This is a genomic window from Pseudomonas lini, from assembly GCF_964063345.1.
Taxonomy (GTDB): Bacteria; Pseudomonadota; Gammaproteobacteria; order Pseudomonadales; family Pseudomonadaceae; genus Aquipseudomonas; species Aquipseudomonas lini_B.
This window is the reverse complement of sequence record NZ_OZ061318.1, coordinates 4,443,504-4,467,905: the sequence shown is the minus strand read 5'-3', so window position 1 is coordinate 4,467,905 and position 24,402 is coordinate 4,443,504. Positions and strand designations below refer to the sequence as shown.

General features: G+C 59.6%; 24 protein-coding genes. 10 read left to right on the top strand and 14 right to left on the bottom strand.

Annotated elements, in window-relative coordinates; translation table 11 throughout:
* Positions 1–22: 22 nt before the first annotated feature.
* Entirely contained in the window at positions 23–400 is a 378-nt protein-coding gene (locus tag AB3226_RS20115) for a hypothetical protein (RefSeq protein WP_007897129.1), read from the top strand.
* A gap of 135 nt (positions 401–535) precedes the next feature.
* Here the strand turns inward: AB3226_RS20115 and AB3226_RS20110 are convergent, their stop codons facing one another.
* Positions 536–745, bottom strand: a complete 210-nt coding sequence (locus AB3226_RS20110) for a cold-shock protein (protein WP_010462862.1) — start codon at positions 743–745, stop codon at positions 536–538.
* Between the two features lie 165 nt (positions 746–910).
* Here AB3226_RS20110 and plsB point away from each other — a divergent pair, with 165 nt between their 5' ends.
* From plsB to AB3226_RS20090, 4 genes are all read left to right on the top strand, one after another.
* Entirely contained in the window at positions 911–3,409 is a 2,499-nt protein-coding gene (gene plsB / locus AB3226_RS20105; RefSeq protein WP_367374330.1) for a glycerol-3-phosphate 1-O-acyltransferase PlsB, read from the top strand.
* Positions 3,410–3,506: 97 nt separating this feature from the next.
* The gene (locus AB3226_RS20100) at positions 3,507–4,193 is read left to right on the top strand and encodes a hypothetical protein (protein WP_367374329.1); all 687 of its coding nucleotides are present in this window, start codon (positions 3,507–3,509) and stop codon (positions 4,191–4,193) included.
* 51 nt (positions 4,194–4,244) lie between these two features.
* The gene (locus tag AB3226_RS20095; RefSeq protein WP_123719863.1) at positions 4,245–4,643 is read left to right on the top strand and encodes a YbaY family lipoprotein; all 399 of its coding nucleotides are present in this window, start codon (positions 4,245–4,247) and stop codon (positions 4,641–4,643) included.
* Between the two features lie 55 nt (positions 4,644–4,698).
* Positions 4,699–5,388: a DUF4197 domain-containing protein gene (locus tag AB3226_RS20090; RefSeq protein ID WP_367374328.1), complete on the top strand. Its 690-nt coding sequence runs from the start codon at positions 4,699–4,701 to the stop codon at positions 5,386–5,388.
* Between the two features lie 69 nt (positions 5,389–5,457).
* On the opposite strand, the gene AB3226_RS20085 is transcribed toward AB3226_RS20090, so the two are convergent.
* The 3 genes from AB3226_RS20085 to AB3226_RS20075 all read right to left on the bottom strand — a co-directional run bounded on the left by AB3226_RS20085 (position 5,458) and on the right by AB3226_RS20075 (position 10,821).
* The gene (locus AB3226_RS20085) at positions 5,458–5,841 is read right to left on the bottom strand and encodes a DUF6124 family protein (protein ID WP_367374327.1); all 384 of its coding nucleotides are present in this window, start codon (positions 5,839–5,841) and stop codon (positions 5,458–5,460) included.
* 801 nt (positions 5,842–6,642) lie between these two features.
* Positions 6,643–9,714 (bottom strand): efflux RND transporter permease subunit, encoded by a 3,072-nt coding sequence (locus AB3226_RS20080; protein ID WP_367374326.1) that lies wholly within the window; start codon positions 9,712–9,714, stop codon positions 6,643–6,645.
* 6 nt (positions 9,715–9,720) lie between these two features.
* Positions 9,721–10,821 carry an efflux RND transporter periplasmic adaptor subunit gene (locus AB3226_RS20075; RefSeq protein WP_367374325.1) on the bottom strand — a complete coding sequence of 367 codons (1,101 nt, stop codon included), beginning with the start codon at positions 10,819–10,821 and terminating at the stop codon, positions 9,721–9,723.
* A 93-nt stretch (positions 10,822–10,914) separates the two neighbouring features.
* Here AB3226_RS20075 and AB3226_RS20070 point away from each other — a divergent pair, with 93 nt between their 5' ends.
* The gene (locus AB3226_RS20070) at positions 10,915–11,559 is read left to right on the top strand and encodes a TetR/AcrR family transcriptional regulator (RefSeq protein WP_367374324.1); all 645 of its coding nucleotides are present in this window, start codon (positions 10,915–10,917) and stop codon (positions 11,557–11,559) included.
* A gap of 133 nt (positions 11,560–11,692) precedes the next feature.
* Here AB3226_RS20070 and AB3226_RS20065 read toward each other — a convergent pair whose 3' ends face one another.
* A complete protein-coding gene (locus tag AB3226_RS20065) occupies positions 11,693–12,472 on the bottom strand; it encodes a class I SAM-dependent methyltransferase (protein ID WP_177319038.1) in 780 nt (259 codons plus the stop codon).
* Positions 12,473–12,568: 96 nt separating this feature from the next.
* Between AB3226_RS20065 and AB3226_RS20060 the strand changes: the two genes are divergently transcribed.
* Positions 12,569–13,189 (top strand): energy transducer TonB, encoded by a 621-nt coding sequence (locus AB3226_RS20060; RefSeq protein WP_367374323.1) that lies wholly within the window; start codon positions 12,569–12,571, stop codon positions 13,187–13,189.
* 3 nt (positions 13,190–13,192) lie between these two features.
* Here the strand turns inward: AB3226_RS20060 and AB3226_RS20055 are convergent, their stop codons facing one another.
* The 7 genes from AB3226_RS20055 to ppc all read right to left on the bottom strand — a co-directional run bounded on the left by AB3226_RS20055 (position 13,193) and on the right by ppc (position 20,587).
* Positions 13,193–13,888 carry an extensin family protein gene (locus AB3226_RS20055; protein WP_367374322.1) on the bottom strand — a complete coding sequence of 232 codons (696 nt, stop codon included), beginning with the start codon at positions 13,886–13,888 and terminating at the stop codon, positions 13,193–13,195.
* A gap of 2 nt (positions 13,889–13,890) precedes the next feature.
* Complete coding sequence (locus AB3226_RS20050) at positions 13,891–14,712, bottom strand: oxaloacetate decarboxylase (protein ID WP_367374321.1); 822 nt, start codon at positions 14,710–14,712, stop codon at positions 13,891–13,893.
* A 141-nt stretch (positions 14,713–14,853) separates the two neighbouring features.
* On the bottom strand, positions 14,854–15,714 hold the full coding sequence (locus AB3226_RS20045) for a DUF72 domain-containing protein (protein WP_367374320.1): 861 nt from the start codon (positions 15,712–15,714) through the stop codon (positions 14,854–14,856).
* Complete coding sequence (locus AB3226_RS20040) at positions 15,714–16,019, bottom strand: hypothetical protein (protein WP_123719873.1); 306 nt, start codon at positions 16,017–16,019, stop codon at positions 15,714–15,716. The genes AB3226_RS20045 and AB3226_RS20040 overlap by 1 nt, the downstream gene beginning before the upstream one ends.
* A gap of 232 nt (positions 16,020–16,251) precedes the next feature.
* Positions 16,252–16,926, bottom strand: coding sequence for a tRNA (adenosine(37)-N6)-threonylcarbamoyltransferase complex dimerization subunit type 1 TsaB (tsaB, locus tag AB3226_RS20035; protein WP_367374319.1), 675 nt, complete (start codon positions 16,924–16,926; stop codon positions 16,252–16,254).
* Positions 16,927–17,019: 93 nt separating this feature from the next.
* A complete protein-coding gene (gene adk, locus AB3226_RS20030; protein WP_007906266.1) occupies positions 17,020–17,667 on the bottom strand; it encodes an adenylate kinase in 648 nt (215 codons plus the stop codon).
* A 289-nt stretch (positions 17,668–17,956) separates the two neighbouring features.
* Positions 17,957–20,587 carry a phosphoenolpyruvate carboxylase gene (gene ppc / locus AB3226_RS20025; RefSeq protein WP_367374318.1) on the bottom strand — a complete coding sequence of 877 codons (2,631 nt, stop codon included), beginning with the start codon at positions 20,585–20,587 and terminating at the stop codon, positions 17,957–17,959.
* A gap of 285 nt (positions 20,588–20,872) precedes the next feature.
* Here ppc and AB3226_RS20020 point away from each other — a divergent pair, with 285 nt between their 5' ends.
* From AB3226_RS20020 to AB3226_RS20010, 3 genes are all read left to right on the top strand, one after another.
* Positions 20,873–21,199 carry a hypothetical protein gene (locus tag AB3226_RS20020; RefSeq protein WP_038979122.1) on the top strand — a complete coding sequence of 109 codons (327 nt, stop codon included), beginning with the start codon at positions 20,873–20,875 and terminating at the stop codon, positions 21,197–21,199.
* Between the two features lie 392 nt (positions 21,200–21,591).
* Positions 21,592–22,005, top strand: a complete 414-nt coding sequence (locus AB3226_RS20015) for a DUF4398 domain-containing protein (protein WP_052967474.1) — start codon at positions 21,592–21,594, stop codon at positions 22,003–22,005.
* Positions 22,006–22,061: 56 nt separating this feature from the next.
* The gene (locus AB3226_RS20010; RefSeq protein ID WP_367374317.1) at positions 22,062–22,850 is read left to right on the top strand and encodes an OmpA family protein; all 789 of its coding nucleotides are present in this window, start codon (positions 22,062–22,064) and stop codon (positions 22,848–22,850) included.
* A 252-nt stretch (positions 22,851–23,102) separates the two neighbouring features.
* On the opposite strand, the gene AB3226_RS20005 is transcribed toward AB3226_RS20010, so the two are convergent.
* Both AB3226_RS20005 and AB3226_RS20000 read right to left on the bottom strand, forming a co-directional pair.
* On the bottom strand, positions 23,103–23,432 hold the full coding sequence (locus tag AB3226_RS20005) for a hypothetical protein (protein WP_367374316.1): 330 nt from the start codon (positions 23,430–23,432) through the stop codon (positions 23,103–23,105).
* Entirely contained in the window at positions 23,429–24,343 is a 915-nt protein-coding gene (locus AB3226_RS20000; RefSeq protein ID WP_367374315.1) for an alpha/beta hydrolase, read from the bottom strand. Before AB3226_RS20000 ends, AB3226_RS20005 begins: the two co-directional genes overlap by 4 nt.
* Positions 24,344–24,402: the final 59 nt, after the last annotated feature.

Sequence of the window (24,402 nt, the reverse complement as noted above, 5' to 3'; positions counted from 1 at the left end):
CAGACCCGCAGTGAGGACATCCATGCGCCAACCCGATATCGAGATTTACCTGAAAGACGCCGACGTCGACTACAAGGCCATCGCAGCCTGGCTCGGCGCGGCTTTAGGCCCGTGCACCGATTGGGTTCAGAAAGGCCAGACCTACAAGTGCAAGGCGGGCAACGTGCCGGTTACCTGGCTGCCGAAGGCCGTCGGCAAATGGAACAGCCTGTACCTGGAAAGCGACCAGACCCCATGGGAAGACGACATCGCCTGCGCCCGCGCAGCCTTTGCCGCGCTGAACGTCGAAGTGCGTTGTGCGCCAGGCAGTTGGGTCGAGGAAGAAGGTGAAGAGACGGCGGATCGCTGGATGCGCATCAGCGCCGATGGTGAAGAAGAAATCACCTGGAAAACTGCATAAGAGCCGTACAACGGACCTGTGGGAGCGGGCTTGCCCGCGATTGCGGTTTGTCAGTCACATCATTGTTGGATGTGCCGCCGTCATCGCGGGCAAGCCACGCTCCCACAGGGTGTTGGGTGACTTGAAGGGTTGTGTTTACAACCCCACCACATCCTCAGCCTGCAAGCCCTTCTCCCCCGTCACCACTGCATACTCAACCTGCTGACCTTCAGCCAGCGAGCGGTGCCCCTCGCCGCGGATCGCGCGGTAGTGCACGAACACGTCCACCCCGTCCTCGCGCTGAATGAAGCCATAGCCCTTGGCGTCGTTGAACCACTTCACATTGCCGGTTTCGCGCGTTGCCATGTCTCGGTACCTCTTCTTTTTATTTTGAACGGCCGAGTATATGACAGCCATCAAAACTCTCAACTCAAGTTTACTTAGGCGCTTTTTTGCCGATTTTCGACGAATACGGCACACTATCGGCCGCCCAAGCAATTGCTCGGTTTTTTTCACTCACGCAGAAGCCGTATGACCCGCTCCCCGTTCCGCCGTCTTGTGTTTGGCACCCTGCGCCGACTGCTGTACCTCTGGGTTCGCTCGGAGACGATCAACCAGTCGTCGTTCACCCTTAACCTCGACCGCAGTCGGCCGGTGTTCTACGTCCTGCAAAATCCTTCATTGACCGACCTCGCCGTGGTCGATACCGAGTGCAGCAAAGCCGGCCTGCCGCGCCCGGTGTTGTCGGTATCGGTGGGTGCGTTGGTGGAGCCCGCCGCGTTCTTTTACCTGACGCCGGAGCCCGACTGGCTCGGCCGTCAGGACAAGCGCGGTGCGCCACCGACCCTGACCCGCCTGGTCAGCGCCCTGAGCCAGAACGCCGCCGAAGACGCGCAGATCATTCCGGTCAGCGTGTTCTGGGGCCAGTCGCCGGACAGCGAATCGAGCCCGTGGAAACTGTTGTTCGCCGACAGTTGGGCGGTCACCGGGCGTTTGCGTCGGCTGCTGAGCATCATGATTCTGGGGCGCAAGACCCGGGTGCAGTTCTCGGCGCCGATTCATCTGCGTGAACTGATCGATCACAACAAAGGCCACGAACGCACCGTGCGCATGGCCCAGCGGATTCTGCGGGTGCACTTTCGCAACCTGAAAGCCGCGGTGATCGGCCCGGACATTTCCCACCGCCGCAATCTGGTCAAAGGCCTGCTCAATCAGCCCTTGGTCAAACAGGCGATCCTCGACGAAGCCGAGCGCGAGAACATCTCGCCGGAAAAAGCCAAGGCCCAGGCCCTGCGCTACGGCAACGAGATCGCCTCGGACTACACCTACACCGCGATCCGCTTTCTGGAAGTGGTGCTGAGCTGGTTCTGGAACAAGATCTACGACGGGATCAAGGTCAACCACATCGAAGGTGTGCAGAAAGTCGCCCAGGGTCACGAAGTGATCTACGTGCCGTGCCACCGCAGCCACATCGACTATTTGCTGCTCTCATATCTACTGTTCCGCAACGGCCTGACCCCGCCGCACATCGCCGCCGGGATCAACCTCAACATGCCGGTGATCGGCAGCCTGCTACGGCGTGGCGGCGCGTTCTTCATGCGCCGTACCTTCAAAGGCAACCCGCTCTACACCTCGGTGTTCAACGAATACCTGCATACCCTGTTCACCAAAGGCTTCCCGGTCGAGTACTTCGTCGAGGGCGGCCGTTCGCGCACCGGGCGCATGCTGCAACCGAAAACCGGGATGCTCGCAATCACTCTGCGCAGCTTCCTGCGTTCGTCACGCATGCCGATCGTCTTCGTGCCGGTGTACATCGGCTATGAGCGCGTGCTGGAAGGACGCACCTACCTCGGCGAATTGCGTGGCGCGAGCAAGAAGAAAGAATCGATCTTCGACATCTTCAAAGTCATCGGCGCGCTCAAACAGCGCTTCGGTCAGGTTGCGGTCAACTTCGGTGAGCCGATCAAACTGGCGGAATTCCTCGACAGCGAACAGCCAGACTGGCGCCAACAGGAACTTGGCCCGCAGTTCAAACCGGCCTGGCTCAACGAAACCACCAACCGCCTGGGCGAGAAAGTCGCGCAGCATTTGAATGAGGCGGCGGCGATCAACCCGGTGAATCTGGTGGCCCTGGCGCTGCTGTCCACCAGCCGTCTGGCCCTGGACGATCGCGCCATGGCGCGGGTCCTCGATCTGTATCTGGCGCTGTTGCGCAAGGTTCCCTACTCATCGCACACCACGCTGCCGGAGGGCGACGGTCGGGCGCTGATCGAGCACGTGAAGGACATGGACCTGCTGTCCGAGCAAAGCGATGCGCTGGGCAAAATTCTGTACCTGGACGAACAAAACGCCGTCCTGATGACTTACTACCGCAACAACGTGCTGCACATCTTCGCGTTGCCAGCGCTGCTCGCCAGCTTCTTCCAGAGCGCCTCGCGCATGAGCCGCGAGCAGATCCTGCGCTACACCCGCGCGCTGTATCCGTACTTGCAAGCGGAGCTGTTCATTCGCTGGTCCATGGATGAACTGGACGCCGTGATCGACCAATGGCTGGAAGCGTTCGTCGAGCAAGGTCTGCTGCGATTTGAAAACGATGTCTACTTGCGTCCGGCGCCAAGCTCGCGGCATTTTGTGCTGCTGACGCTGTTGTCCAAGAGCATCGCCCAGACGTTGCAGCGCTTTTACATGACCGTGTCGTTGCTGATCAACAGCGGCCAGAACAGCATCAGCGCCGAAGAGCTCGAAGATCTGTGCACGGTCATGGCCCAACGCCTGTCGATCCTCCACGGCCTGAACGCCCCGGAGTTCTTCGACAAGAGCCTGTTCCGTCACTTCATCCAGACAATGTTGGACCTCGACGTGCTGCGCCGCGACGAAGCCGGGAAGTTGAGCTACCACGAATTGTTAGGCGAACTGGCCGAAGGCGCAGCCAAACGGGTATTGCCGGCGGAGATTCGTTTGTCGATCCGTCAGGTGGCGCTGCATCGCAGTGAAGATGCGGCAGAAACCGGTGCACTTACCGAAGTCTGAAACTTGCAGACAACTAACCGGAAGACACGGATGTTTTCCGGTTACTTGATTCATGAATTAATAGGCTTTTCTAACCGATCACGATAAGGACATCGCGATGAGCCTCTTAAATGATACGAACCCTCATGTCACTGTAACTTTCAGCCTGCCTCCAGACTTTGTCGCTGCCGATGATGGCGAGCGCGAAACCGTTATCAGCGTCCAGACTGCCAACTCAACGCCTCCGATAAAAGTGCTGGACTGGCACCATCCTTCAATTGCCGATGGCCAATGGAATTTTTCATTCCCGCACCTCTACAGCAATATCGGCGTCAAGTATCAGATCAACATCCAGATGTTCCACAATCGACGGGCGTTACTGCTGGAACAGGATTACTTCGTTATCGTGAATCGCACGCCCCATCGCCAGACCTTGCACTTGAGCCCGATCGGGCTGTTGTATATCGAAGCTCAAGAGCCTGCGGCCTTCGCGACAGAACAGGCAGTGACTATCAGTCTGCATGAAAGCGAGCAACCTGAAGTTCAACTGGTTCGCGTCAGCCACGATGAACAAACCGCCACTTCGTTTTACCTGAAGTACGATCCGGATAGCGTATTACCCGGCAAACGTTACGCACTGACCGGCATCGAAAACCGTTACCACCAACGTATTAGCGTGTCTCCAAGCCAGGTCGAACTTGCACCGGCATCGTACTTATCACATTCAAGTCGATTACAGACGCTTAACCAGTGGCTGCCCCGGTCATTACGTTTGTTCACGGACGCTCTTGGCAAAATCCGCTAAATTCCTTTGAGCGCCGGGCTTCTTCCGGCGCTTATGTCATAGAGGCTCCCAATGAAAAAACTCTCACTCGTCCTGCTGACTACCCTGCTCGGTGCCTGCCAGTCGACACAACCGACCGCCAACGCCAGCCTCGACGGCGAAGTGTTCTATCTGCAACGCATTGCTCTGCCACCGAGCGCGACTTTGAGCGTCAGCTTGCAAGATGTGTCCCTGGCCGACGCACCGGCGGTAGTGCTCGACGAACAGAAGGGCCCGGTCAAAGGCCAGGTGCCGTTGCCGTTCCATTTGAGCTACGATCCGGCGCAGGTCAAACCCGGCCATCGCTATTCGGTTAGCGCCCGTATCGAAGTGGACGGCAAGCTGATGTTTATCACCACTGAAAATCACGCCGTGCAACTGGATGGCAAAGATCCGCAACCCCTGAAAATCCGCGTGGACGCCGCCCGCTAGTTCTATTTTCTAAACCTTTTTTTCTGAGCCTTTTTTTCTGAATAAGGAAGCCGCCATGCTCCGCCCTACCCTTCGCTTCGCCGGCCTGTGCGCAGGCTTGATAATCTGCGCCAACGCCCTGGCAGGCTCTCTCAGTGACCTGTCGCAACAAGACGCCTCCGGCGGTCTCAAGGACGCCCTGACCCAAGGCGCGCAACTGGCCGTCAAACAACTCGGCACACCCGGCGGCTTCAGCAACAACCCGGAGGTGAAGATCGAACTGCCAGGCAAGCTGGGTAAGGTCGCCAAGAAAATGAAACAGTTCGGCATGGGCGATCAGGTCGATCAACTGGAAACCAGCATGAACAAAGCGGCTGAAACGGCCGTGACGCAGGCTCAGCCGATCCTGGTGGATGCGGTGAAGAAGATGACCGTGGAAGATGCCAAGGGGATCCTCAGCGGCGGCAAGGACTCGGCGACGCAGTACCTGAGCAAAACCAGCCGCGAACAGATCCGCACCAAGTTCCTGCCGATCGTCAAACAAGCCACTGACCAGGTCGGCCTGGCCCAGCAATACAACTCGTTCGCCGGGCAAGCGGCGACTCTGGGTGTGCTGGATGCGAAAAATGCCAACATCGAAAGCTACGTGACCGAGCAGGCGTTGAACGGTTTGTTCGAGATGATTGGCAAGCAGGAAGAAACCATTCGCCAGAACCCTGCGGCGGCGGCGACCAGTTTGGCGAAGAAGGTGTTTGGTACGTTGTAATTTTCCAAGTGCTGCTCATCACGAAAAGCCCGCTGACCTTTGAAGGTTCAGCGGGCTTTTTCTTTTGCGCTACTGTTGCGGATCCAGATTATCCAGCACGCGATTTACCGACAACTCCGCTAGTGAAATCATCTGTTGAATCCCCAGCACCAAGTTGCACGTGGGGCCGGTCAGGTCGAAGGCTAACTCACTGGCCATGACATTGGCCGTGGCAAGGGTTTCACAGGCATGAGCCAGGAGAGTTTCCGAATCGACGTTTGGACCGATGACGAAAATCGTACTGGGACGACGATCGGCTTTGGCCTTTTTTTCGGCCGCAGGGGCGAGATAATGATCGAGCGCGCGGATCGCCGCGTCGTGGAGTTTCCTGGAATTGAGGAAAGCGTAGGGGGAAACGGAATCAGTTTCTATTTCTGGTTCTGCTTCGGGGGGATTTGGACTGTCTTTGATCATTGTGTAGCTCCTGAAGTAATGGAGCTGCCACCGATCGCTGCGAAGCGAATTTAAGGTGGCAGCTGTACGCAGGTTCGCAGACCGGGACTTCAGGAACCCGGCATACCCGAAGGTATCCCGCGCACAGCCGCCATAACACAGGCATAAAAAGCGCCCGCTTTCGGATGGTGGACGCTGTGCGTCTGAAGTTTAACCGGGCTGCGAAACCCGGTCGCTGCTTTTTGCAGCGACGATCCAAGGCTAGAGGTCGCGCTTCCGACAGACAACCTGAAAAACTTGTCGGATGTTTCCTTTATGTTTGATCGTTTATAAACAATGCCTGGAGCGATGAGCTATCAGGTGCATCCGCAGAAACTGGTTGGCTGTCAGGCCGCCTTCGCGAGCAAGCCCGCTCCCACAGTGGAGCGGCGTACACCCGCCCCTCACCACTCAACAGGCCGAGCGTTAGCTCGCCTGCAGCTTTTGATCTGGCTTTTGATCTTGATCCACCCGCCCCTTCGGGAGGCTGAGCGCAGGTGTTCATCTGGGGATTGGCGCGCAGCGCCGTTCGACGCAGTCGAACCCATCGCATGTAGGTTGAAGCGAAGCCAACCGTAGGGCGATGCCCCCAGATGGATACCGGAGCGAAGGAACGCCGAGCCTCAGCGAGGGGCCGGACGCTTGGGGCGAGACCTTTTGGTTCCTTTTGGGGCGTTTGCCAAAAGGGACTCGACGTAAGGTCGAAACCGTAAGTGGCCGTTACCGCAGAAATGGATATGTACTCGGTCACCCACAACATGGTCGGCCCGAAGGCCGCCAAGATCACGCCGAGTCTTTTTTGATTCGGAACCAAGCCGCATACAACGCCGGCAAAAACAGCAACGTCAACGCCGTCGCCACAATCAGCCCGCCCATGATCGCCACCGCCATCGGCCCGAAAAACACACTGCGCGACAATGGAATCATCGCCAACACCGCCGCCAACGCCGTCAGCACAATCGGTCGGAACCGCCGTACCGTCGCCTCGATAATCGCTTGCCAAGGCTTAAGCCCGGCAGCGATATCCTGCTCAATCTGATCCACCAGAATCACCGAGTTACGCATGATCATCCCGGACAAGGCGATCGTCCCGAGCATCGCCACAAAACCGAACGGCTGACGGAACACCATCAGAAACAGCGTCACACCAATCAGCCCCAGTGGCGCCGTCAGAAACACCATCACCGTGCGCGAGAAACTGCGCAGTTGCAGCATCAGCAACGTCAGCACCACCACGATGAATAACGGCACACCGGCCTTCACCGAGTTCTGCCCGCGGGCCGAGTCTTCCACCGTACCGCCGACGTCCAGCAGATAGCCGTCTGGCAATTCGGCGCGAATCGGATCGAGGGTCGGCATGATTTGCTGCACCAGCGTCGCCGGCTGTTCCTTGCCATAGATGTCGGCGCGAACCGTCACGTTGGGCAGACGGTTACGGTGCCAGATGATGCCTTCTTCGAAGCCATATTCCAGCGTTGCAATCTGCGACAGCGCCACACTGCGACCATTGTCAGTCGGCACCGCCAGACTTGGCAGCAACCCCAGCTCGGTGCGCTCATGCACCGTGCCGCGCAGCAGGATCTCGATCAACTCGTTGTCTTCGCGGTACTGGCTGACGCTGGCACCGGTCAGCGAGCTTCGCAGGAAACCGGAGAGGTTCGCAGTGCTCACCCCCAGCGCCCGCGCGCGGTCCTGATCGACGTTCAGGTAAACGACTTTGCTCGGCTCTTCCCAGTCCAGATGCACGTTGACCACGTGTGGGTTTTCGCGAACCTTGGCCGCTACTTTACGGGCCAATGCGCGGACTTCCTCGATGTGCTCACCGGTTACCCGGAACTGTACCGGATAGCCAACTGGCGGGCCGTTCTCCAACCGCGTGACCCGCGAGCGCAAGGCCGGGAATTGTTCGTTGAGGGTTTCGATCAGCCAGGTTCGCAGGGTTTCGCGTTCCTCGATGGTCTTGGCCAGGACGACAAACTGGGCGAAGCTCGCTGCCGGAAGCTGCTGATCCAGCGGCAGGTAGAAACGCGGCGAACCGGTGCCAACATACGCCACGTAGTTGTCGATCCCGGCGTGATCCTTGAGCAGGCCTTCGAGGCGTTTGACCTCATCGCTGGTGTTGCTCAAGGACGCCCCTTCGGCCAGCTTCAGATCGACCATCAACTCCAGTCGCCCCGAAGCCGGGAAGAACTGCTGCGGCACGAAACGGAACAGCACCACTGACGCGACAAACATCACGACGGTCAGGACGATCACCGTTTTGCGCCGGCGCACGCACCATTCCACCAGCCGTCTGACACGCTGATAGAACGGTGTGCCATAAGGGTCGGGTTGGCCGTTGCCGATGCCATGCTTGGCTGCATGAATTTTCGCCAGATCGGGCAGGAGTTTTTCCCCCAGATAAGGCACAAAGACTACGGCGGCAATCCACGATGCCACCAACGCGATGGTCACCACCTGGAAGATCGAACGGGTGTATTCGCCGGTGCCCGATTGCGCGGTGGCAATCGGCAGGAATCCGGCGGCGGTGATCAATGTACCAGTGAGCATCGGGAACGCGGTACTGGTCCAGGCATAGCTGGCGGCTTTGACCCGGTCGAAGCCCTGCTCCATTTTGATCGCCATCATTTCCACAGCGATGATCGCGTCGTCCACCAGCAACCCCAGCGCCAGCACCAGCGCGCCGAGGGAAATCTTGTGCAGACCAATGCCAAGGTAGTACATGCAGGCGAAAGTCATCGCCAACACCAGTGGAATCGCCAGCGCCACGACCATGCCGGTGCGCACACCGAGGGAGAAGAAGCTCACCAACAGAACGATTGCCAGAGCCTCCACCAGCACCTGAACAAACTCGCCGACACCGGTTTTCACCGCAGCGGGTTGATCGGACACTTTGCGCAGCTGCATGCCAGCCGGGAGATTTTTCTGGATTCGGGCGAATTCGACTTCCAGCGCTTTACCCAGAATCAGAATGTCGCCACCGCCCTTCATGGCCACCGCCAAGCCGATGGCGTCTTCAGCCATGAAGCGCATGCGCGGCGCCGGTGGATCGTTGAAGCCACGACGAACGTTCGCCACATCGCCAATGCGGAATGTGCGATCTTCGACGCGGATCGGAAAGTTCTTGATCTCATCGACCGTCTGAAAATTCCCCGAGACCCGTAGCTGCAAACGCTCGCTGGTGGTTTCGAAGAAACCTGCGGTGGACATCGCGTTCTGCTCTTCAAGCGCCTGCTGCACCGTCGCCAACGGCAACCCGAGGGTGGCCAGTTTGACGTTGGAGAGCTCGATCCAGATCTTCTCGTCCTGCAGCCCGATCAGATCGACCTTGCCCACATCCTTGACCCGTTGCAGTTGAATCTGGACACGGTCGGCGTAGTCCTTGAGCACCGCGTAATCAAAACCTTCGCCGGTCAGGGCGTAGATGTTGCCGAATGTGGTGCCGAACTCATCGTTGAAGAAGGGCCCCTGGATGCCCGGAGGCAAAGTGTGGCGAATGTCGCTGACCTTCTTGCGGACCTGATACCAGAGCTCCGGAATTTCCACCGAGTGCATCGAATCCCGAGCAATAAACGTGACCTGTGACTCACCCGGCCGGGAAAATGAAGCGATCCGGTCGTACTCGCCGGTTTCCATCAGTTTCTTTTCAATGCGCTCGGTAACCTGGCGCGATACTTCCTCGGCCGTGGCGCCAGGCCAGTTGGTGCGAATCACCATGGCCTTGAAGGTGAACGGCGGGTCTTCACTTTGGCCGAGCTTGGTGTAGGACAACGCGCCGACGACGGCCAGCAAGAGCATCAGGAACAGTACGATCTGGCGGTTACGCAGCGCCCATTCGGAAAGATTGAAACCCATCGGGGATTACTCCTTGTGCGCCAGATTGACCACGCGGTTGGAGCGATCCACCGGGCGCACTTGCTGCCCGTCGTGAAGCACATGAACACCGGCCGCCACCACCCAGTCGCTGGCGTTCAGGCCTTCGAGCACCGGCACGGTTTTCTCGCCGAATGCACCGACCCGCACCGGGACTTTTTTCAAGGTGTTGTTGCCGCCGACCACCCACACATAAGTGGCACCGTTTTCCGCAGTGACCGCCGATAATGGAACCGACAACGCCACTACTTCGGCGGTCTGGATGAACACCCGGGCGCTCTGGCCCAATTCGGCGGGAACCTTGCCGGCGGTAAAAGCGATACGGGCGGCGAAGGTGCGGGATTTCGGATCGGCCGCAGGCGACAGTTCACGGATGCGTCCGGGGAAACGTTGATCGGGTTGGGTCCAGAGTTCCACCGAGACCGGTTGGCCAACCTTGAAGCGACCGAAGCTCTGCTCCGGGAGGCTGATCAACACTTCACGCTCGCCATCGGTGGCGAGGGTAAACACGGTTTGCCCGGCCGCGACCACTTGCCCGACTTCAACCGCACGTTTGGCCACCACGCCATCCTGCGGCGCACGCAGCACCGCGTAACTGGCCTGATTGGTCGAAACGTTGAATTCGGCTTTGATTTGCTTGAGGCGTGCTTCACCGGAGCGGTAGAGATTTTCCGCATTGTCGTACTGCGAACGGCTGACCATCTGCCGCTCCATCAGGGTCTTGTAGCGATCACGCTCGGCGCGCACCAGGCTCAGGTTGGCTTCGGCGGCCGCGACCTGGGCACGGGTGGCTTCCAGTTGCAGGCGCACGTCCTGAGGATCGAGTTCCGCCAAGGGCTGGTCAGCCTTGACCCGCTGGCCTTCCTCGACCAATCGTCGGCTGACCTTGCCGCCAATGCGAAAGGCCAGATCCGGCTCATAGCGCGCACGAACTTCACCGGGATAACTTTCCATGGCCTGAGCCGAAGGCTCTGGCTGTACGACCATGGCCGGGCGGACGGTGACTTGAGGCGCCTCTTCATGGCCACACGCAGACAATAAAAAAGCCAGACTGACCGGCAATGCGAGGGACAAGGCATAGCGGAACATGGTGAAGGACCTTTCGCTAATGGTGCTTGGAATAATTATACTGACCAGTATGTTATTAATAGCAAACTCACCAGTCCAGTATTAAAGCGAAGAATGTCTAACAATCTTTCAACACCCAGCGGTCCAGGCCGTCCCAAGGATCTGGCCAAGCGCCAGGCAATCCTCGACGCGGCGAAAATCCTGTTTCTGAGTAAGGGCTACGCCAACACCAGCATGGATGCCGTGGCGGCCGAGGCCGGCGTGTCGAAGCTGACGGTTTACAGCCATTTCAACGACAAAGAGACGCTGTTTGCCGCCGCGGTGATGGCCAAGTGCGAGGAGCAACTGCCAACGCTGTTTTTTGAATTGCCGGACGGCATTGCCGTGGAAACCGTGCTGCTGAACATCGCGCGCGGTTTTCATCAGCTGATCAACAGCGACGAATCGGTGAACCTGCACCGGCTGATGATGACGTTGGGCAGCCAGGACCCGAAACTCTCGGCGATATTCTTCGAAGCCGGACCAGAGCGCATGTTGCACGGCATGGAGCGGTTGCTGACCAAGGTCGATCAGAGCGGCGCGTTGAGCATCGATAAACCGCGCAATGCGGCTGAGCATTTCTTTTGCCTGCTCAAGGGCGCGGGGAATTTCCGGTTGCTGTACGGCTGCGGCGAACCGGTGACCGGGGATGCGGCTGAAGCCCATGTGCGGGAAGTGGTGGAGTTGTTTATGCGGGCTTATCGGCCGGAGTCGGTCTGATCGATTTGTAGTGTGTGGGCCGACGCTATCGCGGGCAAGCCCGCTCCCACAGGTTCCGAGGGTGTTCTCGGATATTGTGCCCAACACAAAACCTGTGGGAGCGAGGCTTGCCCGCGATGGGCGCGACACGGTCTTAAGGCTTGAGCGCTTTCTTCGGATAGATGTCGTATCGGCTGGACTTGCCATCCAGCGCATGACTCGGCTTCGGCCCGTCGATGCACGGCGCCTTGCGCGGACGCTTGACCACCACCCGATGACTGGCCAGAGCCAACGCCGCTTCGAGCAGGGCCGGCGCATCCGGGTCATCGCCTACCAGCGGCCGGAACAGGCGCATTTCCTTCTTCACCAACGCGGTTTTCTCGCGATGGGGAAACATCGGATCGAGGTAGATCACCTGCGGCGGCTCGCCTTCCCAGTTGCGCATCACCTCGATCGAATTGCCCTTGAGCAAACGCATCCGCGCCACAATCGGCGCCACGTCGAAATCTTCCGCGCCGCGCGCCAGGCCATCTTCCAGCAACGCGCCGATCAGCGGCTGGCGCTCGATCAGGCTCATCTCGCAGCCCAGGCTAGCCAGCACGAACGCGTCTTTTCCCAGCCCCGCTGTGGCGTCCAGCACGCGCGGGCGCACACCCTGGGCGATGCCGACCGCTTTGGCGATCATCTGACCGCTGCCGCCACCGTACAACCGACGATGGGCCGCGCCGCCCTCGACAAAATCCACCCGCACCGGTCCCGGAGCGTCCGGCCCGAGCTGCTGCAACTGCAACCCCTGCTCACCCACCTGCAAGGCAAACTCGCCGTCATCCACCTGCAACGGCAACCCCAGGCGCTCGGCCCATTGCTCGGCCTGTGGCTGAAAGGTCGTGCCCAAGGCCTCGACATGGATGCGGCAGGCCGCAGGTTGCTCAATCATGGGAAAACACGCTCAAAAAATTAATGATCGGCAAAAACGGCCGATAACCAAACTATCGAGCATTTTGCCAGAGCTGAGCGTCGACCGAGAGAAATGTCAGACATTCAACGCACATCGATAGGTTACATCTCGCCCCACGGCGATTTTGGCCTGCGAAATTCCCAAGCACTGAGCGGCGTCAGTCACCTGTGGCAGGATTTTTTTGCCCAGGCCTTGGCCGATCAGTCGGGCGATGTCGTGCCGGAGTCTCTCAACTTTGCGCCGGTCGATCTCGACAGCCCGGTCGAACCGACCGTCGGCAGCGAGCTGCTGGCGCACATCATTTCCCAGCGCGAATGTGATGTGATTGAAACACCCGTCCGCCCGCCAGAGCCGCTATTCCTGCCGATTGCCGAGTTCGAAATGGACCTGGCCGACAAACCGTTCCCACCGTTCCCGCCTGAAGAAATCGTCTCGCAACAGAAACAACAGGACTTCGACAGCGGCTGGGTACGCCCGATCGTGCTCACCGCAGGTCAACCGCTGCCAGAGCCTGGCACCGCAGCGCAACCGCGTCCGCTGCACTTGCCGATCGCCGAGTTCGAACTCGATCTGCTGGACAAGCCGTTCCCACCGTTCTCGCCCGAAGAACTGGTGGAGCAACAGAAACAATTCGATTTCGATAACGGCTGGGCACGCCCGATCGTTCTGCAGAACCTGCGCATCGCCGCATAACCCTCAGCGACACCGCCACCACGGCCCGACATCCACATGAAAGTGATTGCGATGGGCGGCGTTGTAGTCCGGGCTCAATACCACACTGAACATGTCGCAAGCGCCGTCGCGGACCTGACGGAGAAATCGCGCGTCCTGATTATCCTTCGGCCAATCCTTGAGCACGCTGATGAGGCGGCCGTCCGCCAGCCGGAATCCGCTGATATCCAGCGCATCGGCCGTGGCATGCTGGCTGCGTCTGCCGTTTTCGCGGTTGTAGACGTTGCGACAGGCAAAGCTGCCGAGATGGTCGACCCGTTTCACAGCCTGCCCGTAGACAGCCTGAGCCGCCGGTTGCAGGGCGTGGCGCTCGAACAAGGCGAACGCTACCGCCAGGCTGCAACTGGCGAGGAAACTGCTGCTCAGCGCCGCCTCGCCACTTTGCACACGCAAGGTGTTGGTCAACGGGCAGGCCGCGTCCGGGCTGTCGGCCTGACGGCTTACACGTAACCCGGAGCTGCTCAGGGCCTGGTCGCATAACTGCGGATCATCGCGCAGACGCATCAGTTTGTAGCGGGTCAGCAGGTTCGGTTCGGCCTTCACGTCCAGCGGCGCCCACGGGTTCCATTGCGGAGGAATGGCTACCCAGCCGCGCCAGACGCTCAACCCGGCAGCGCCGATGATCAATAGCACCAGCAACAGCCCCCAGCGAAACCGCATCGTCAGCCTTTGAACAATTGATTAGCCTTCTGGAACGGCATCGACCGGGAGGTAAAACCGAAGGTCCCGTGTTGCTGGATTTCCTCGGCGGCGCGCAAGAACTCGCCATACGCCGCCAAGGCCAGGGCCGAACCGACGCTGATGCGTTTGACACCCATTTCACTCAACTGCTCGACCGTCAGCTTGAGCCCACCGGACATCAACACATTGACCGGTTTCGGCGCCACGGCACGGACCACCGCCAAGACCTCTTCAGCGCTGCGCAGGCCCGGTGCGTAAAGCACGTCGGCCCCCGCCTCGGCAAATGCCTGCAAGCGGCGAATGGTATCGTCGAGGTCAGGATTGCCGTGCAGAAAGTTCTCGGCACGCGCCGTCAGCACGAAGGGAAAAGGCAAGCTGCGAGCTGCGGCTACGGCAGCTTCAATACGCGCCACGGCATGCTCGAAGCAGTAGATCGGACCGTCCTCACGCCCGGTGGCATCTTCGATCGAACCGCCGACGGCACCAGCCTTGGCGGCACGCACAATACTTTGAGCGCAGTCGGCGGGGGCGTCAGCAAATCCGTTTTCGAGATCCACCGCCACCGGCAGATCAGTGGCCGCGACAATCGCTTCAACGTTCGCCAGGGTCTCGTCGAGCGTCAGTCCACCATCGGGACGGCCCCGGGAAAAGGCGTAACCGGCACTGGTGGTCGCCAGCGCCTCGAAGCCAAGGCTGGCGAGCATTTTCGCCGAGCCGGCGTCCCAGGGGTTGGGAATGACAAAAGCGCCCTCGCGTTCGTGTAATGCTTTGAACGCCTGGGCTCGAAGGGTTTGCGCATCCATTGGCAGACTCCTGAAAAGGGTAAAGAACCCAATGCCGAATAAACCGCTTTTCGTAGGAGCCAGGCTTGCCGGCGAAGGCAATTTTAAGGACGCCTTCGCCGGCAAGCCTGGCTCCTACGGGCATTAGGGAACGAGGCCGCTTCAGAGCAAGCCAAGTTGCTCGGCGGCGGGTTCTCTGTATAGCTCAGGCAGCGGCGGCAAGCCAGGCAAACGCAGCATCAGTTGTGCGTGAAAACGTTGGGCGAGTTTTGCGGCCAGCAGGTTATCGGCGGTGTGCAGGAAGATATAGGGCGTGCGGCCCTCTTCGATCCAGACAGCGATTTTCTCGACCCACGGCACCAGGAACGGATCGTTGGCTTCCAACTGCGGATGGCCGATGAAACGCACCTGTGGGAATTGAGTAAATGCAGCAGGTCGAGGCGGCACCCTGGGCTTTTTCGATTGGGCGTGGAGCACCGAAGAATCGGTCGAGATGCAGCTGAACAGCGCTCGCGGATCGAGGCAGATACGCTCGACACCGCGGTCCAGCAACAGGCGATTGAGCATCCGCTCGGCATCGCCCTTGGCGAAGAACTCATCGTGCCGCACTTCGACCGCCAAAGGCCGGTCCACCGCGTCGATAAAACCGGCCAACTCAGACAAGCGTTGAGGGGTGAAGCTTTTGGACAATTGTAGCCAGAGGGGAGAAACCCGTTCACCCAGAGGGCTGAGCAATTGCACAAAGGTTTCGGCAGCAGTCAGTTGCTCGCGCAAGTCACCGCTGTGGCTGATGTCGCCGGGGAACTTGGCGGTAAAGCGAAAGTGTTCAGGCATGGTTTCGGCCCAGCGCTGCACGGTGGCGGCAGAGGGGCTGGCGTAGAAGGTCGTATTACCTTCCACGGCGTTGAACACTTGAGAATAAAGATTGAGAAACTCGGCGGGCCTGGCGTCTTGTGGATACAAGTAATCGCGCCAGGCGTTTTCACTCCAGGACGGGCAGCCGAGGTAGTAAGGCTGCAACATCAGATGTACAGGTCGAGACCCAGTACATCCGCATCCCAATCGACAAAAGTGGCGGTGCTCAGGTAGCTGGCCAGTGCCATCGCCACGCTTTTGCTCATGGCGCGGTGATAAATCATGTCTTGTTGACGAGCGGGGAGATTGCTCAGGCGTTGCGCTGAGGCTTTGGCGGCGCGGGCGGCCAATTGCTCTTCGGTAGGGAATTCCAGCTCGCCGTCGATATCGACGTAGTCGTCATCCGCCACAGGGCCTTTGCGGGGCTTGCGCTTGATGGGGTAGGACTGGGAGGAAACGCCGTCTATACGCATGAGTACATGTCCGGTATCAGTGATGGCAGCTTAGTGGCACATAGCCCACTTCGCAAACTGCCGAGTGATAACTAGAACACAGAAAAGCGAAAAGGTTTAAAAGCGCAGGAGAGAAAATGACGATTGGCGCTGGCTGGTAGACCGCCATCGCGGGCAAGCCCGCTCCCACAGGATCTCCGCTAACCCTGTGGGAGCGGGCTTGCCCGCGATTGGACCCGCTCGGTCTGGGAAGTTAACGCGCTTTCGGCGTCGCAACTTTATCGCGCAGATACACTGGTTGCGCCTCATCAGCCACGATCGCTTCACCGCGTTCCCAGGCAAAACGGGCCAGGGTCAGCAGGTCTTCGGCGTGGGGCAGCATGCCCGCATCTTGCCCGCTCAAGTTGACGGCAATGCGCTCGGAATATCCCCAACCGGTGCCCGCGCCGAACCACTCGCCGCTGGCATCGGCCGGCAACGCAGCGGCTTCCGGTGGCAATACCGCTTCGTTGCCCACCAACCGCATCTCCCCCGCCGTTTCGCGGTAGCAACCCCAATACACCTCATCCATGCGCGCATCGATGGCCGCCGCGACCTGGCTGACGCCGTGTTCGCGATAGGCCCGCTGGGCGAGTACGGCGAGATTGGAGACCGGCAACACCGGACGATCCAGCGCAAACGCCAAGCCCTGGACCACGCCGATGGCGATCCGCACACCGGTGAACGCGCCCGGCCCACAGCCGAACGCAATGGCATCGACCGCTTGCAGCGTGGTTCCGGCATCGGCCAGCAGTTGCTGGATCATCGGCAGTAGCTTCTGCGCATGCAGGCGCGGGATCACCTCGTAATGACTCGTGACTTTGCCGTCATGCAGCAAAGCAACGGAGCAAGCTTCAGTCGCGGTGTCCAGGGCCAGCAAGGTGCTCATCGATGTTTCCGTAAGAGAGATCAGAAAAAGTGCGCCAGTATAAACAACTACGGCCCGCAAGCGGGCCGTAGAAGATGAAGCCGATCAGACTTTTCAGCTCAGTGCTTCAAGCACCTTGCCGGTGATCACTTCAACCGAGCCAACACCCGGGATATGGCTGTATTTCGGCTTGCCCTGCGCAGAGGCCAGACCTTGGTAGAACTCCACCAGTGGTTTGGTCTGGGAGTGGTAGACCGACAGGCGATGACGCACGGTTTCTTCGGTGTCGTCCTTGCGCTGCACCAGCTCTTCGCCGGTGATGTCGTCTTTGCCGGCGATTTTTGGCGGGTTGTAGACGGTGTGGTACACGCGGCCGCTGGCCTCGTGAACGCGACGACCGGCGATACGCTGAACGATTTCTTCGTCATCGACGGCGATTTCGACCACGTTGTCCAGTTCCACACCAGCTTCTACCAGCGCTTCAGCTTGCGGAATGGTGCGCGGGAAACCGTCGAACAGGAAACCGTTGGCACAGTCAGGCTGCGCGATACGGTCCTTGACCAAGGCGATGATCAAATCGTCGGAGACCAGACCACCGGCATCCATGATGCCTTTGGCTTTAACACCCAGCTCGGTACCGGCTTTTACAGCAGCACGCAGCATGTCGCCGGTGGAGATTTGCGGGATACCGAATTTCTCGGTGATGAACTTAGCCTGAGTACCTTTACCGGCCCCGGGAGCTCCCAGCAGAATGACGCGCATCGATGTGCTCCTCAATTTTTTATATAGATAACGTCAGATTCGCCTCGTGGGGCCAATCTCAAAAATAGGATCGCGACCGCCCAAACGGCCAAAGGCTGATCAAGATACACAGCAGGCCCTGCCCACACAAGCCGCCGAAAGTCGGAGAAACCCGCATCTGACGAGCCCCTGCGAAGGGGTAACCCAAGTCGCAACCCCATCATTAACTGTCGCGTGACAGACCTTTTCGACCGCTCGCCAGCTGGCACTCGACGCTCGCGCCGGGTGCCTGTCCCCGACGACAAAAACCTTAGCCGGTATTTCGCAAACCGGCGGCGATCCCCGCCACAGACACCAGTAACGCCTGTTCTACCGGGCTGCCCTGGGCCACATCCTGTTGCCGCGAACGTGCCAACAGTTCGGCCTGCAATAGATGCAGCGGGTCGAGATAAGTGTTGCGCAGGCGGATGAATTCAAGGGTGGCTGGGCTATGTGCCAGTAGCTGCGACTGACCGGTCAACCCCAGGACCACCGCACACGCCTGCGACAATAGGTCGCGTAAATGCGCACCCAAAGGAAGCAGTTCCGGCTCGACCAGGCGCTCATCGTAAGATTGGGCGATATCAGCGTCGGCCTTGGCCAGCACCATTTCCAGCATATCGATGCGGGTACGGAAGAACGGCCACTGCTCGCGCATCTGCCCCAGCAGCTCACCCTCGCCACGCTCCAGCGCCTTGCTCAGCGCTGCTTCCCAGCCCAACCAGGCCGGCAACATCAGGCGCGTCTGGGTCCAGCCGAAGATCCACGGAATGGCGCGCAGGCTTTCAATCCCACCTGCGCGACGCTTGGCCGGGCGGCTACCCAAAGGCAAACGCCCCAACTCCTGCTCCGGGGTGGACTGGCGGAAATACTCGACAAACTGCGGGTTTTCCCGCACCACAGCGCGGTAAGCCTTGACGCCATCGGCGGCCAATTCGTCCATCAGGTGGCGCCATGCAGGCTCAGGCGGAGGCGGCGGCAGCAAGGTCGCTTCCAATACCGCCGCCAGGTACAGATTGAGGTTTTGCTCGGCGATGTCCGGCAGGCCGAATTTGAAACGAATCATTTCCCCCTGCTCGGTGGTGCGAAAACGCCCCGCCACCGACCCCGGCGGCTGCGACAGAATCGCCGCGTGCGCCGGGCCACCGCCACGGCCCACGGTGCCACCGCGACCGTGGAACAACAGCAGTTCTACTTGCTGTTCGCGGCAGATGTCGACCAAGCGCTCCTGCGCCCGATACTGCGCCCAGGCCGCAGCGGTGGTGCCAGCGTCCTTGGCCGAATCGGAATAACCGATCATCACTTCCTGCGGCCCTTGCAGGCGCGAGCGATAGCCCGGCAGCAGCAAGAGTTTTTCAATCACCGGGCCGGCGTTATCGAGGTCAGCGAGGGTTTCGAACAGCGGCACCACACGCATCGGCCGCAAAACACCGGACTCTTTAAGCAGCAATTGCACAGCCAGCACGTCGGAAGCGGCACCCGCCATGGAAATCACATACGAGCCGAGGGAAGCCGCCGGTGCCGCGGCGACTTCCCGGCACGTCGCCAGCACTTCGGCGGTGTCGGCAGACGGCTTGAAGTACGCCGGCAGCAACGGCCGGCGATTGTTCAGTTCGCGCATCAGGAAAGCGATGCGTTCTTCCTCGCTCCAATCTTCATAGCGGCCCAGGCCGAGGTAATCGGTGATTTCGGTCATGGCTGCCGTGTGGCGCGACGAGTCCTGTCGCACATCGAGGCGCACCAGAAACAGCCCGAACGTCACCGCACGGCGCAGGCAATCGAGCAACGGGCCGTCGGCAATGACGCCCATGCCACATTCATGCAGCGAGTGGTAGCACAGCTCCAGCGGATCCAGCAGGTCGCGGTTGTTTTGCAGCACATCGGCCGACGCTGGCGTGTTTGCCGTCAGGGATGCGTGGGCCCAATTACGGGTCGCGCGTAGACGTTCACGCAGTTGTTTGAGTACTGCGCGGTAAGGCTCGGCGTTGTCGCCGGCCTTGGCTTTCAGCTCGTCACTGGCCTGCTGCATCGACAACTCGGCGGCGAGGTGATCAACATCGCGCAGATACAAATCGGCGGCCATCCAGCGCGCCAGCAGCAACACTTCGCGGGTCACGGCTGCGGTGACGTTGGGGTTGCCGTCGCGGTCGCCGCCCATCCATGAGGCAAAACGAATCGGCGCAGCCTCCAGTGGCAAGTGCAGGCCGGTGGCGGCATGCAGGGCCTGATCGGCCTTGCGCAAATAATTGGGAATCGCCTGCCACAGCGAATGCTCGATCACCGCAAAGCCCCACTTGGCTTCGTCCACCGGTGTCGGGCGGGTACGGCGGATTTCTTCGGTGTGCCAGGCTTCGGCGATCAGGCGCTGTAACTTCGTCTTGATCTGCTCGCGCTCGGCGCTGGTCAGGTCACGGTGGTCCTGAGCGGCCAGTTGCGCGGCGATCGCGTCGTACTTCTGAATCAGCGTGCGACGCGCCACTTCGGTGGGGTGCGCGGTCAATACCAGCTCGATTTCCAGCCGCCCCAATTGCCGCGCCAGGGACTCGGCATCATGCCCGGCAGTCAGCAGACGAGCGAGCAGTTCCGGCAATACCCGGGCCTCGAACGGCGCGGGCTGCGACTCTTCACGGCGGTGAATCAGCTGATATTGCTCGGCGATATTGGCCAGGTTGAGGAACTGGTTGAACGCCCGCGCCACCGGCAGCAACTCGTCTTCGCTCAACTGGTTGAGGCTGGCGCTGAGTTCGGCGTCCATCGAACCGCGACGGTCGGCCTTGGCGCCTTTGCGGATCTGCTCGATCTTGTCGAGAAAGTCGTCCCCGTACTGCTCACGAATGGTATTGCCCAACAGCTCACCCAACAGGTGAACGTCCTCGCGCAAGCGTGCATCAATATCGGTCATCAGCAATTCTCCAGCGAAAATCCGGGGCGGCTATGCTCAATGTGTAGGATGTGTAGGAGCCAGGCTTGCCGACGAAGGCGCACTAAAGGACGCCTTCGCCGGCAAGCCTGGCTCCTACACATAGCTCTGTCATAGAGAGTGCCGTCGTAAAGCGCTTCTTACAAGCGGACGACCAAGGGACTTTAACTGAAGCTAGTCTCAACAATAAGCCGTACAAGGGCTTACCGCCGGCCACCGCCGGACACTCAACCGGCCTGCCACGAGCAGGTGCGTCATGAGGTCATTATGAAAATCCGCGAGCTCGCCAAGCACTGGGAAGAAAACGCCAAGGGTCGCCTGACCGACTCGGGCTACACGATTCGTCTGGACGTGGAGGCCGCCGCACGGCTGGCGGCGATTATCGAGATGTACCCCAAACGGCACCCCGAAGAACTGCTCGGCGAGTTGATCGGCGCCGCCCTGGAAGAACTCGAAGCGAGTTTTCCGTACGTGAAAGGGTCAACGGTAGTAGCCACCGACGAAGAAGGCGACCCGCTGTACGAAGACGTCGGTCCGACCCCGCGTTTTCTCGCCTTGTCCCGTCGTCATTTGCATGATCTATCGACCGATTGACAAGCAAAAACACTGATCCAACCCATATAAAATTGTGGGAGCGAGCTTGCTCGCGATAGCTGTCGGTCAGCCACCATTGATGTCGACTGTGCTGACGCTATCGCGAGCAAGCTCGCTCCCACAAGGGTCGCATTCCTCCTTAAAAATGATGCACTCCTGAGCCTATGAAAGCCCAGAGATACCACTGCACATCGCTAAAGTTCCCGTCCTAGAGCCTTGTCCGCTCGATCAGGTTTTTTTCGGGCGAAAAGCCATCTTCTCTGAACTTTTGAAAAACACTTTGGGTCAACCCAGTAACCACGCCTGGGACGGCCGTTTCAAAAAGCACTCTGGAATTGAAGGTTGCGGCTCCTTGCCCAGGATGGATTCAGATGTTTTTCAGGAGTTATCCAATGGAGTTGAAGACCATGAAGACCAGCACTGCCCCATCCTCGTTCACCCACCTGCGCGGTCTCAAACTGGCGGCCCTTGCCATCGGCAGCAGCTTCGTTCTGGCCGGTTGCGCCGGTAACCCGCCGAGCGAGCAATACGCGGTGACCCAATCGGCCGTGAACAACGCCGTCAGCGCCGGCGGTACCGAATTCGCCGCCGTGGAAATGAAGGCCGCTCAAGACAAGCTCAAACAAGCCGAAATCGCCATGCACGACAAGAAGTATGACGAAGCCAGAATGCTGGCCGAGCAAGCCGAGTGGGACGCCCGTGTCGCCGAGCGCAAGGCCCAGGCGATGAAAGCCGAACAAGCTGTGAAGGACTCCCAGAAAGGTGTTCAGGAACTGCGTCAGGAAAGTCAGCGCACCGTGCAGTAAGCGCGCATCCCGATTTTCAGACCTGAAACTCTTATCGATAGAAAGGACGAACCATTATGCGCAAACAATTGATGATCCCCGCCCTCCTGGCCGCAAGCGTTGCACTGGCTGCCTGCTCCACACCGCCCAACGCGAACCTGGAACAAGCCCGTACCAACTACTCCGGCCTTCAAGCCAACCCGCAAGCGAGCAAAGTTGCGGCGCTGGAAACCAAAGATGCCAGCGAATACCTGGACAAGGCCGACAAGGCTTATCTGGACCGGGAAGACCAGGCCAAGGTCGACCAACTGGCTTACCTGACCAATCAGCGTGTTGAAGTGGCCAAGCAGACCATCGCCCTGCGCACCGCTGAAAACAACCTGAAAAATGCAGCGGCACAACGGGCCCAGGCTCGTCTGGATGCCCGCGACCAGCAGATCAAACAGCTGCAAGACAGCTTGAACGCCAAACAGACCGATCGCGGCACGTTGGTGACATTTGGTGATGTGCTGTTCGCCACCAACAAGGCGGACCTGAAGTCCAACGGTTTGGTGAACATCAACAAACTGGCGCAGTTCCTCCAGGAAAACCCGGACCGTAAAGCGATCGTCGAAGGCTACACCGACAGCACCGGCTCGGAGTCGTACAACCAATCGCTGTCCGAGCGTCGTGCGACCTCGGTGCAAGTGGCCCTGATCAAGATGGGTGTAGACCCTGCACGCATCGTGGCCCAGGGTTATGGCAAGGAATACCCGGTGGCGGAGAACTCCAGTGTTTCGGGCCGCGCGATGAACCGTCGGGTGGAAGTGACCATTTCCAATGACAACCAGCCGGTCGTACCGCGTTCGGCGATCAGCGCCAAGTAAACTGGCCACGCTGAAACTTAAAAGCCCCGCCTGAGTCGATCAGGCGGGGCTTTTAATTGGCTGAATACTCGCTCCGTGAGTAAACACCCTGTGGCGAGGGGGCTTGCCCCCGTTGGGGCGCGTAGCGGCCCTAAAACCCGCATTCGCGTTTTGTCAGGTATATCTGGTGGGATGGTCTCACGACTGCTTCGCAGCCGAACGGGGGCAAGCCCCCTCGCCACAGGGGTTCATCGTTGCCAATGGATGTGGAGGTTATTGCTCGAGTTTTTGCGGGGTTTCCTGGCCCATGCAGCGCACGGCTTTTTTCTTGCCGTTGATCAGCACGCCGGTCAGGCCTTTCTGTTCGGTGTCGAACAGCACCAGCACGCCATCGATGCACTGGGCCACTTGCGGGGCTGGTTCCAGGGAAACTTTATAGTCTTCGCCCGGCACGGTCTTGAGCATGGTGAAGTCGCTGAGCAGCAGCGCATCTTCGGGTTTGGCAAAGTGCAGGTAGCCGTACCACCACAGGGCGCCAACGGTGCCGAGGATGCTGCAAATACCGGTGATGATCAGCGGGATGGCGTTACGTTCTTCACTCATTGCGGACTCTCTGGTGGTTCATCTTCAGAATTCGGGGGTGCCGGATAATTCGGGACTTCACCCAGGCGGCGCAAGCCGTTGAAATGCTGCGGGTCTTCGAGGTAGCGCAACATGACCTTTTGCCAGACCGGGTCGGCGAAGGTTTGCACATGACCGCCCCGGGTCAATTGCAGCACTCGCGGCGGCGGCGCAGCTTGATACAGTCGGATGCCGTTGGAAAGGGGCACCAGCTGATCATCGATACTGTGATAGATCAGTTTCGGTACGCCGTTGAGCTGCGTCATGGAATGGATCGCGCTGTCGCCGTCCGGCACCAACCAGGACAACGGCACCTGGAACGGCCAGGTCATCCATGACGTGCTCAGGGCGAAACGCCCGACATCGCGGTAGCTGGCAGGTACGCCATCGAGCACAAAAGCCTTGAGTTGCCGCTGGCGCTCGGGATGCTGGGCCAGGAAATGCACGGCCATCGAACCGCCAAGGCTCTGACCGAGAAGGATCAGCGGCTTGCCCTTGACCTCCGGGGCCTGGTCGAGCCATTTGAAAGCGGCGTCGATGTCCTGATAGATCGCCGGCAACGCCGGTTTACCTTCGGACAAGCCGTACCCGCGATAGTCCACCAGCAACACTTGATAGCCCTGCTCCGGCAACCACCAGCTCCCACCCAAATGCCACGCCAGGTTGCCGCCGTTGCCGTGCAAATGCAGCACGGTGCCTTTGACCTCGACACCTTTTTTCGCCGGCAGCCACCAGCCATGCAGCTTAAGGCCGTCGGCGGTGGTCAGGGTGACATCGCGGAATTCGAGTTTGGCTTTTTCCGGGGTGAACGGCTGGCCGGGCTCGGGATAGAACAGCAGAGAGTCGCAACCGCCGAGGGCCAGGAGCAAGCAAAAGATGCCGAGGATTCTCATCCGGTGAAGCCTCGCGAAAAATGGGGGTTGAAACACGATCCTGTGATAAATGACTTACC

Bases quoted from the DNA above. Each gene is read 5' to 3' on its own strand.
- AB3226_RS20115 (WP_007897129.1), top strand. From the start codon at position 23: ATGCGCCAACCCGATATCGAGATTTACCTGAAAGACGCCGACGTCGAC.
- AB3226_RS20110 (WP_010462862.1), bottom strand. From the start codon at position 745: ATGGCAACGCGCGAAACCGGCAATGTGAAGTGGTTCAACGACGCCAAG.
- plsB (WP_367374330.1), top strand. From the start codon at position 911: ATGACCCGCTCCCCGTTCCGCCGTCTTGTGTTTGGCACCCTGCGCCGA.
- AB3226_RS20100 (WP_367374329.1), top strand. From the start codon at position 3,507: ATGAGCCTCTTAAATGATACGAACCCTCATGTCACTGTAACTTTCAGC.
- AB3226_RS20095 (WP_123719863.1), top strand. From the start codon at position 4,245: ATGAAAAAACTCTCACTCGTCCTGCTGACTACCCTGCTCGGTGCCTGC.
- AB3226_RS20090 (WP_367374328.1), top strand. From the start codon at position 4,699: ATGCTCCGCCCTACCCTTCGCTTCGCCGGCCTGTGCGCAGGCTTGATA.
- AB3226_RS20085 (WP_367374327.1), bottom strand. From the start codon at position 5,841: ATGATCAAAGACAGTCCAAATCCCCCCGAAGCAGAACCAGAAATAGAA.
- AB3226_RS20080 (WP_367374326.1), bottom strand. From the start codon at position 9,714: ATGGGTTTCAATCTTTCCGAATGGGCGCTGCGTAACCGCCAGATCGTA.
- AB3226_RS20075 (WP_367374325.1), bottom strand. From the start codon at position 10,821: ATGTTCCGCTATGCCTTGTCCCTCGCATTGCCGGTCAGTCTGGCTTTT.
- AB3226_RS20070 (WP_367374324.1), top strand. From the start codon at position 10,915: ATGTCTAACAATCTTTCAACACCCAGCGGTCCAGGCCGTCCCAAGGAT.
- AB3226_RS20060 (WP_367374323.1), top strand. From the start codon at position 12,569: ATGTCAGACATTCAACGCACATCGATAGGTTACATCTCGCCCCACGGC.
- AB3226_RS20055 (WP_367374322.1), bottom strand. From the start codon at position 13,888: ATGCGGTTTCGCTGGGGGCTGTTGCTGGTGCTATTGATCATCGGCGCT.
- AB3226_RS20050 (WP_367374321.1), bottom strand. From the start codon at position 14,712: ATGGATGCGCAAACCCTTCGAGCCCAGGCGTTCAAAGCATTACACGAA.
- AB3226_RS20045 (WP_367374320.1), bottom strand. From the start codon at position 15,714: ATGTTGCAGCCTTACTACCTCGGCTGCCCGTCCTGGAGTGAAAACGCC.
- AB3226_RS20040 (WP_123719873.1), bottom strand. From the start codon at position 16,019: ATGCGTATAGACGGCGTTTCCTCCCAGTCCTACCCCATCAAGCGCAAG.
- tsaB (WP_367374319.1), bottom strand. From the start codon at position 16,926: ATGAGCACCTTGCTGGCCCTGGACACCGCGACTGAAGCTTGCTCCGTT.
- adk (WP_007906266.1), bottom strand. From the start codon at position 17,667: ATGCGCGTCATTCTGCTGGGAGCTCCCGGGGCCGGTAAAGGTACTCAG.
- ppc (WP_367374318.1), bottom strand. From the start codon at position 20,587: ATGACCGATATTGATGCACGCTTGCGCGAGGACGTTCACCTGTTGGGT.
- AB3226_RS20020 (WP_038979122.1), top strand. From the start codon at position 20,873: ATGAAAATCCGCGAGCTCGCCAAGCACTGGGAAGAAAACGCCAAGGGT.
- AB3226_RS20015 (WP_052967474.1), top strand. From the start codon at position 21,592: ATGGAGTTGAAGACCATGAAGACCAGCACTGCCCCATCCTCGTTCACC.
- AB3226_RS20010 (WP_367374317.1), top strand. From the start codon at position 22,062: ATGCGCAAACAATTGATGATCCCCGCCCTCCTGGCCGCAAGCGTTGCA.
- AB3226_RS20005 (WP_367374316.1), bottom strand. From the start codon at position 23,432: ATGAGTGAAGAACGTAACGCCATCCCGCTGATCATCACCGGTATTTGC.
- AB3226_RS20000 (WP_367374315.1), bottom strand. From the start codon at position 24,343: ATGAGAATCCTCGGCATCTTTTGCTTGCTCCTGGCCCTCGGCGGTTGC.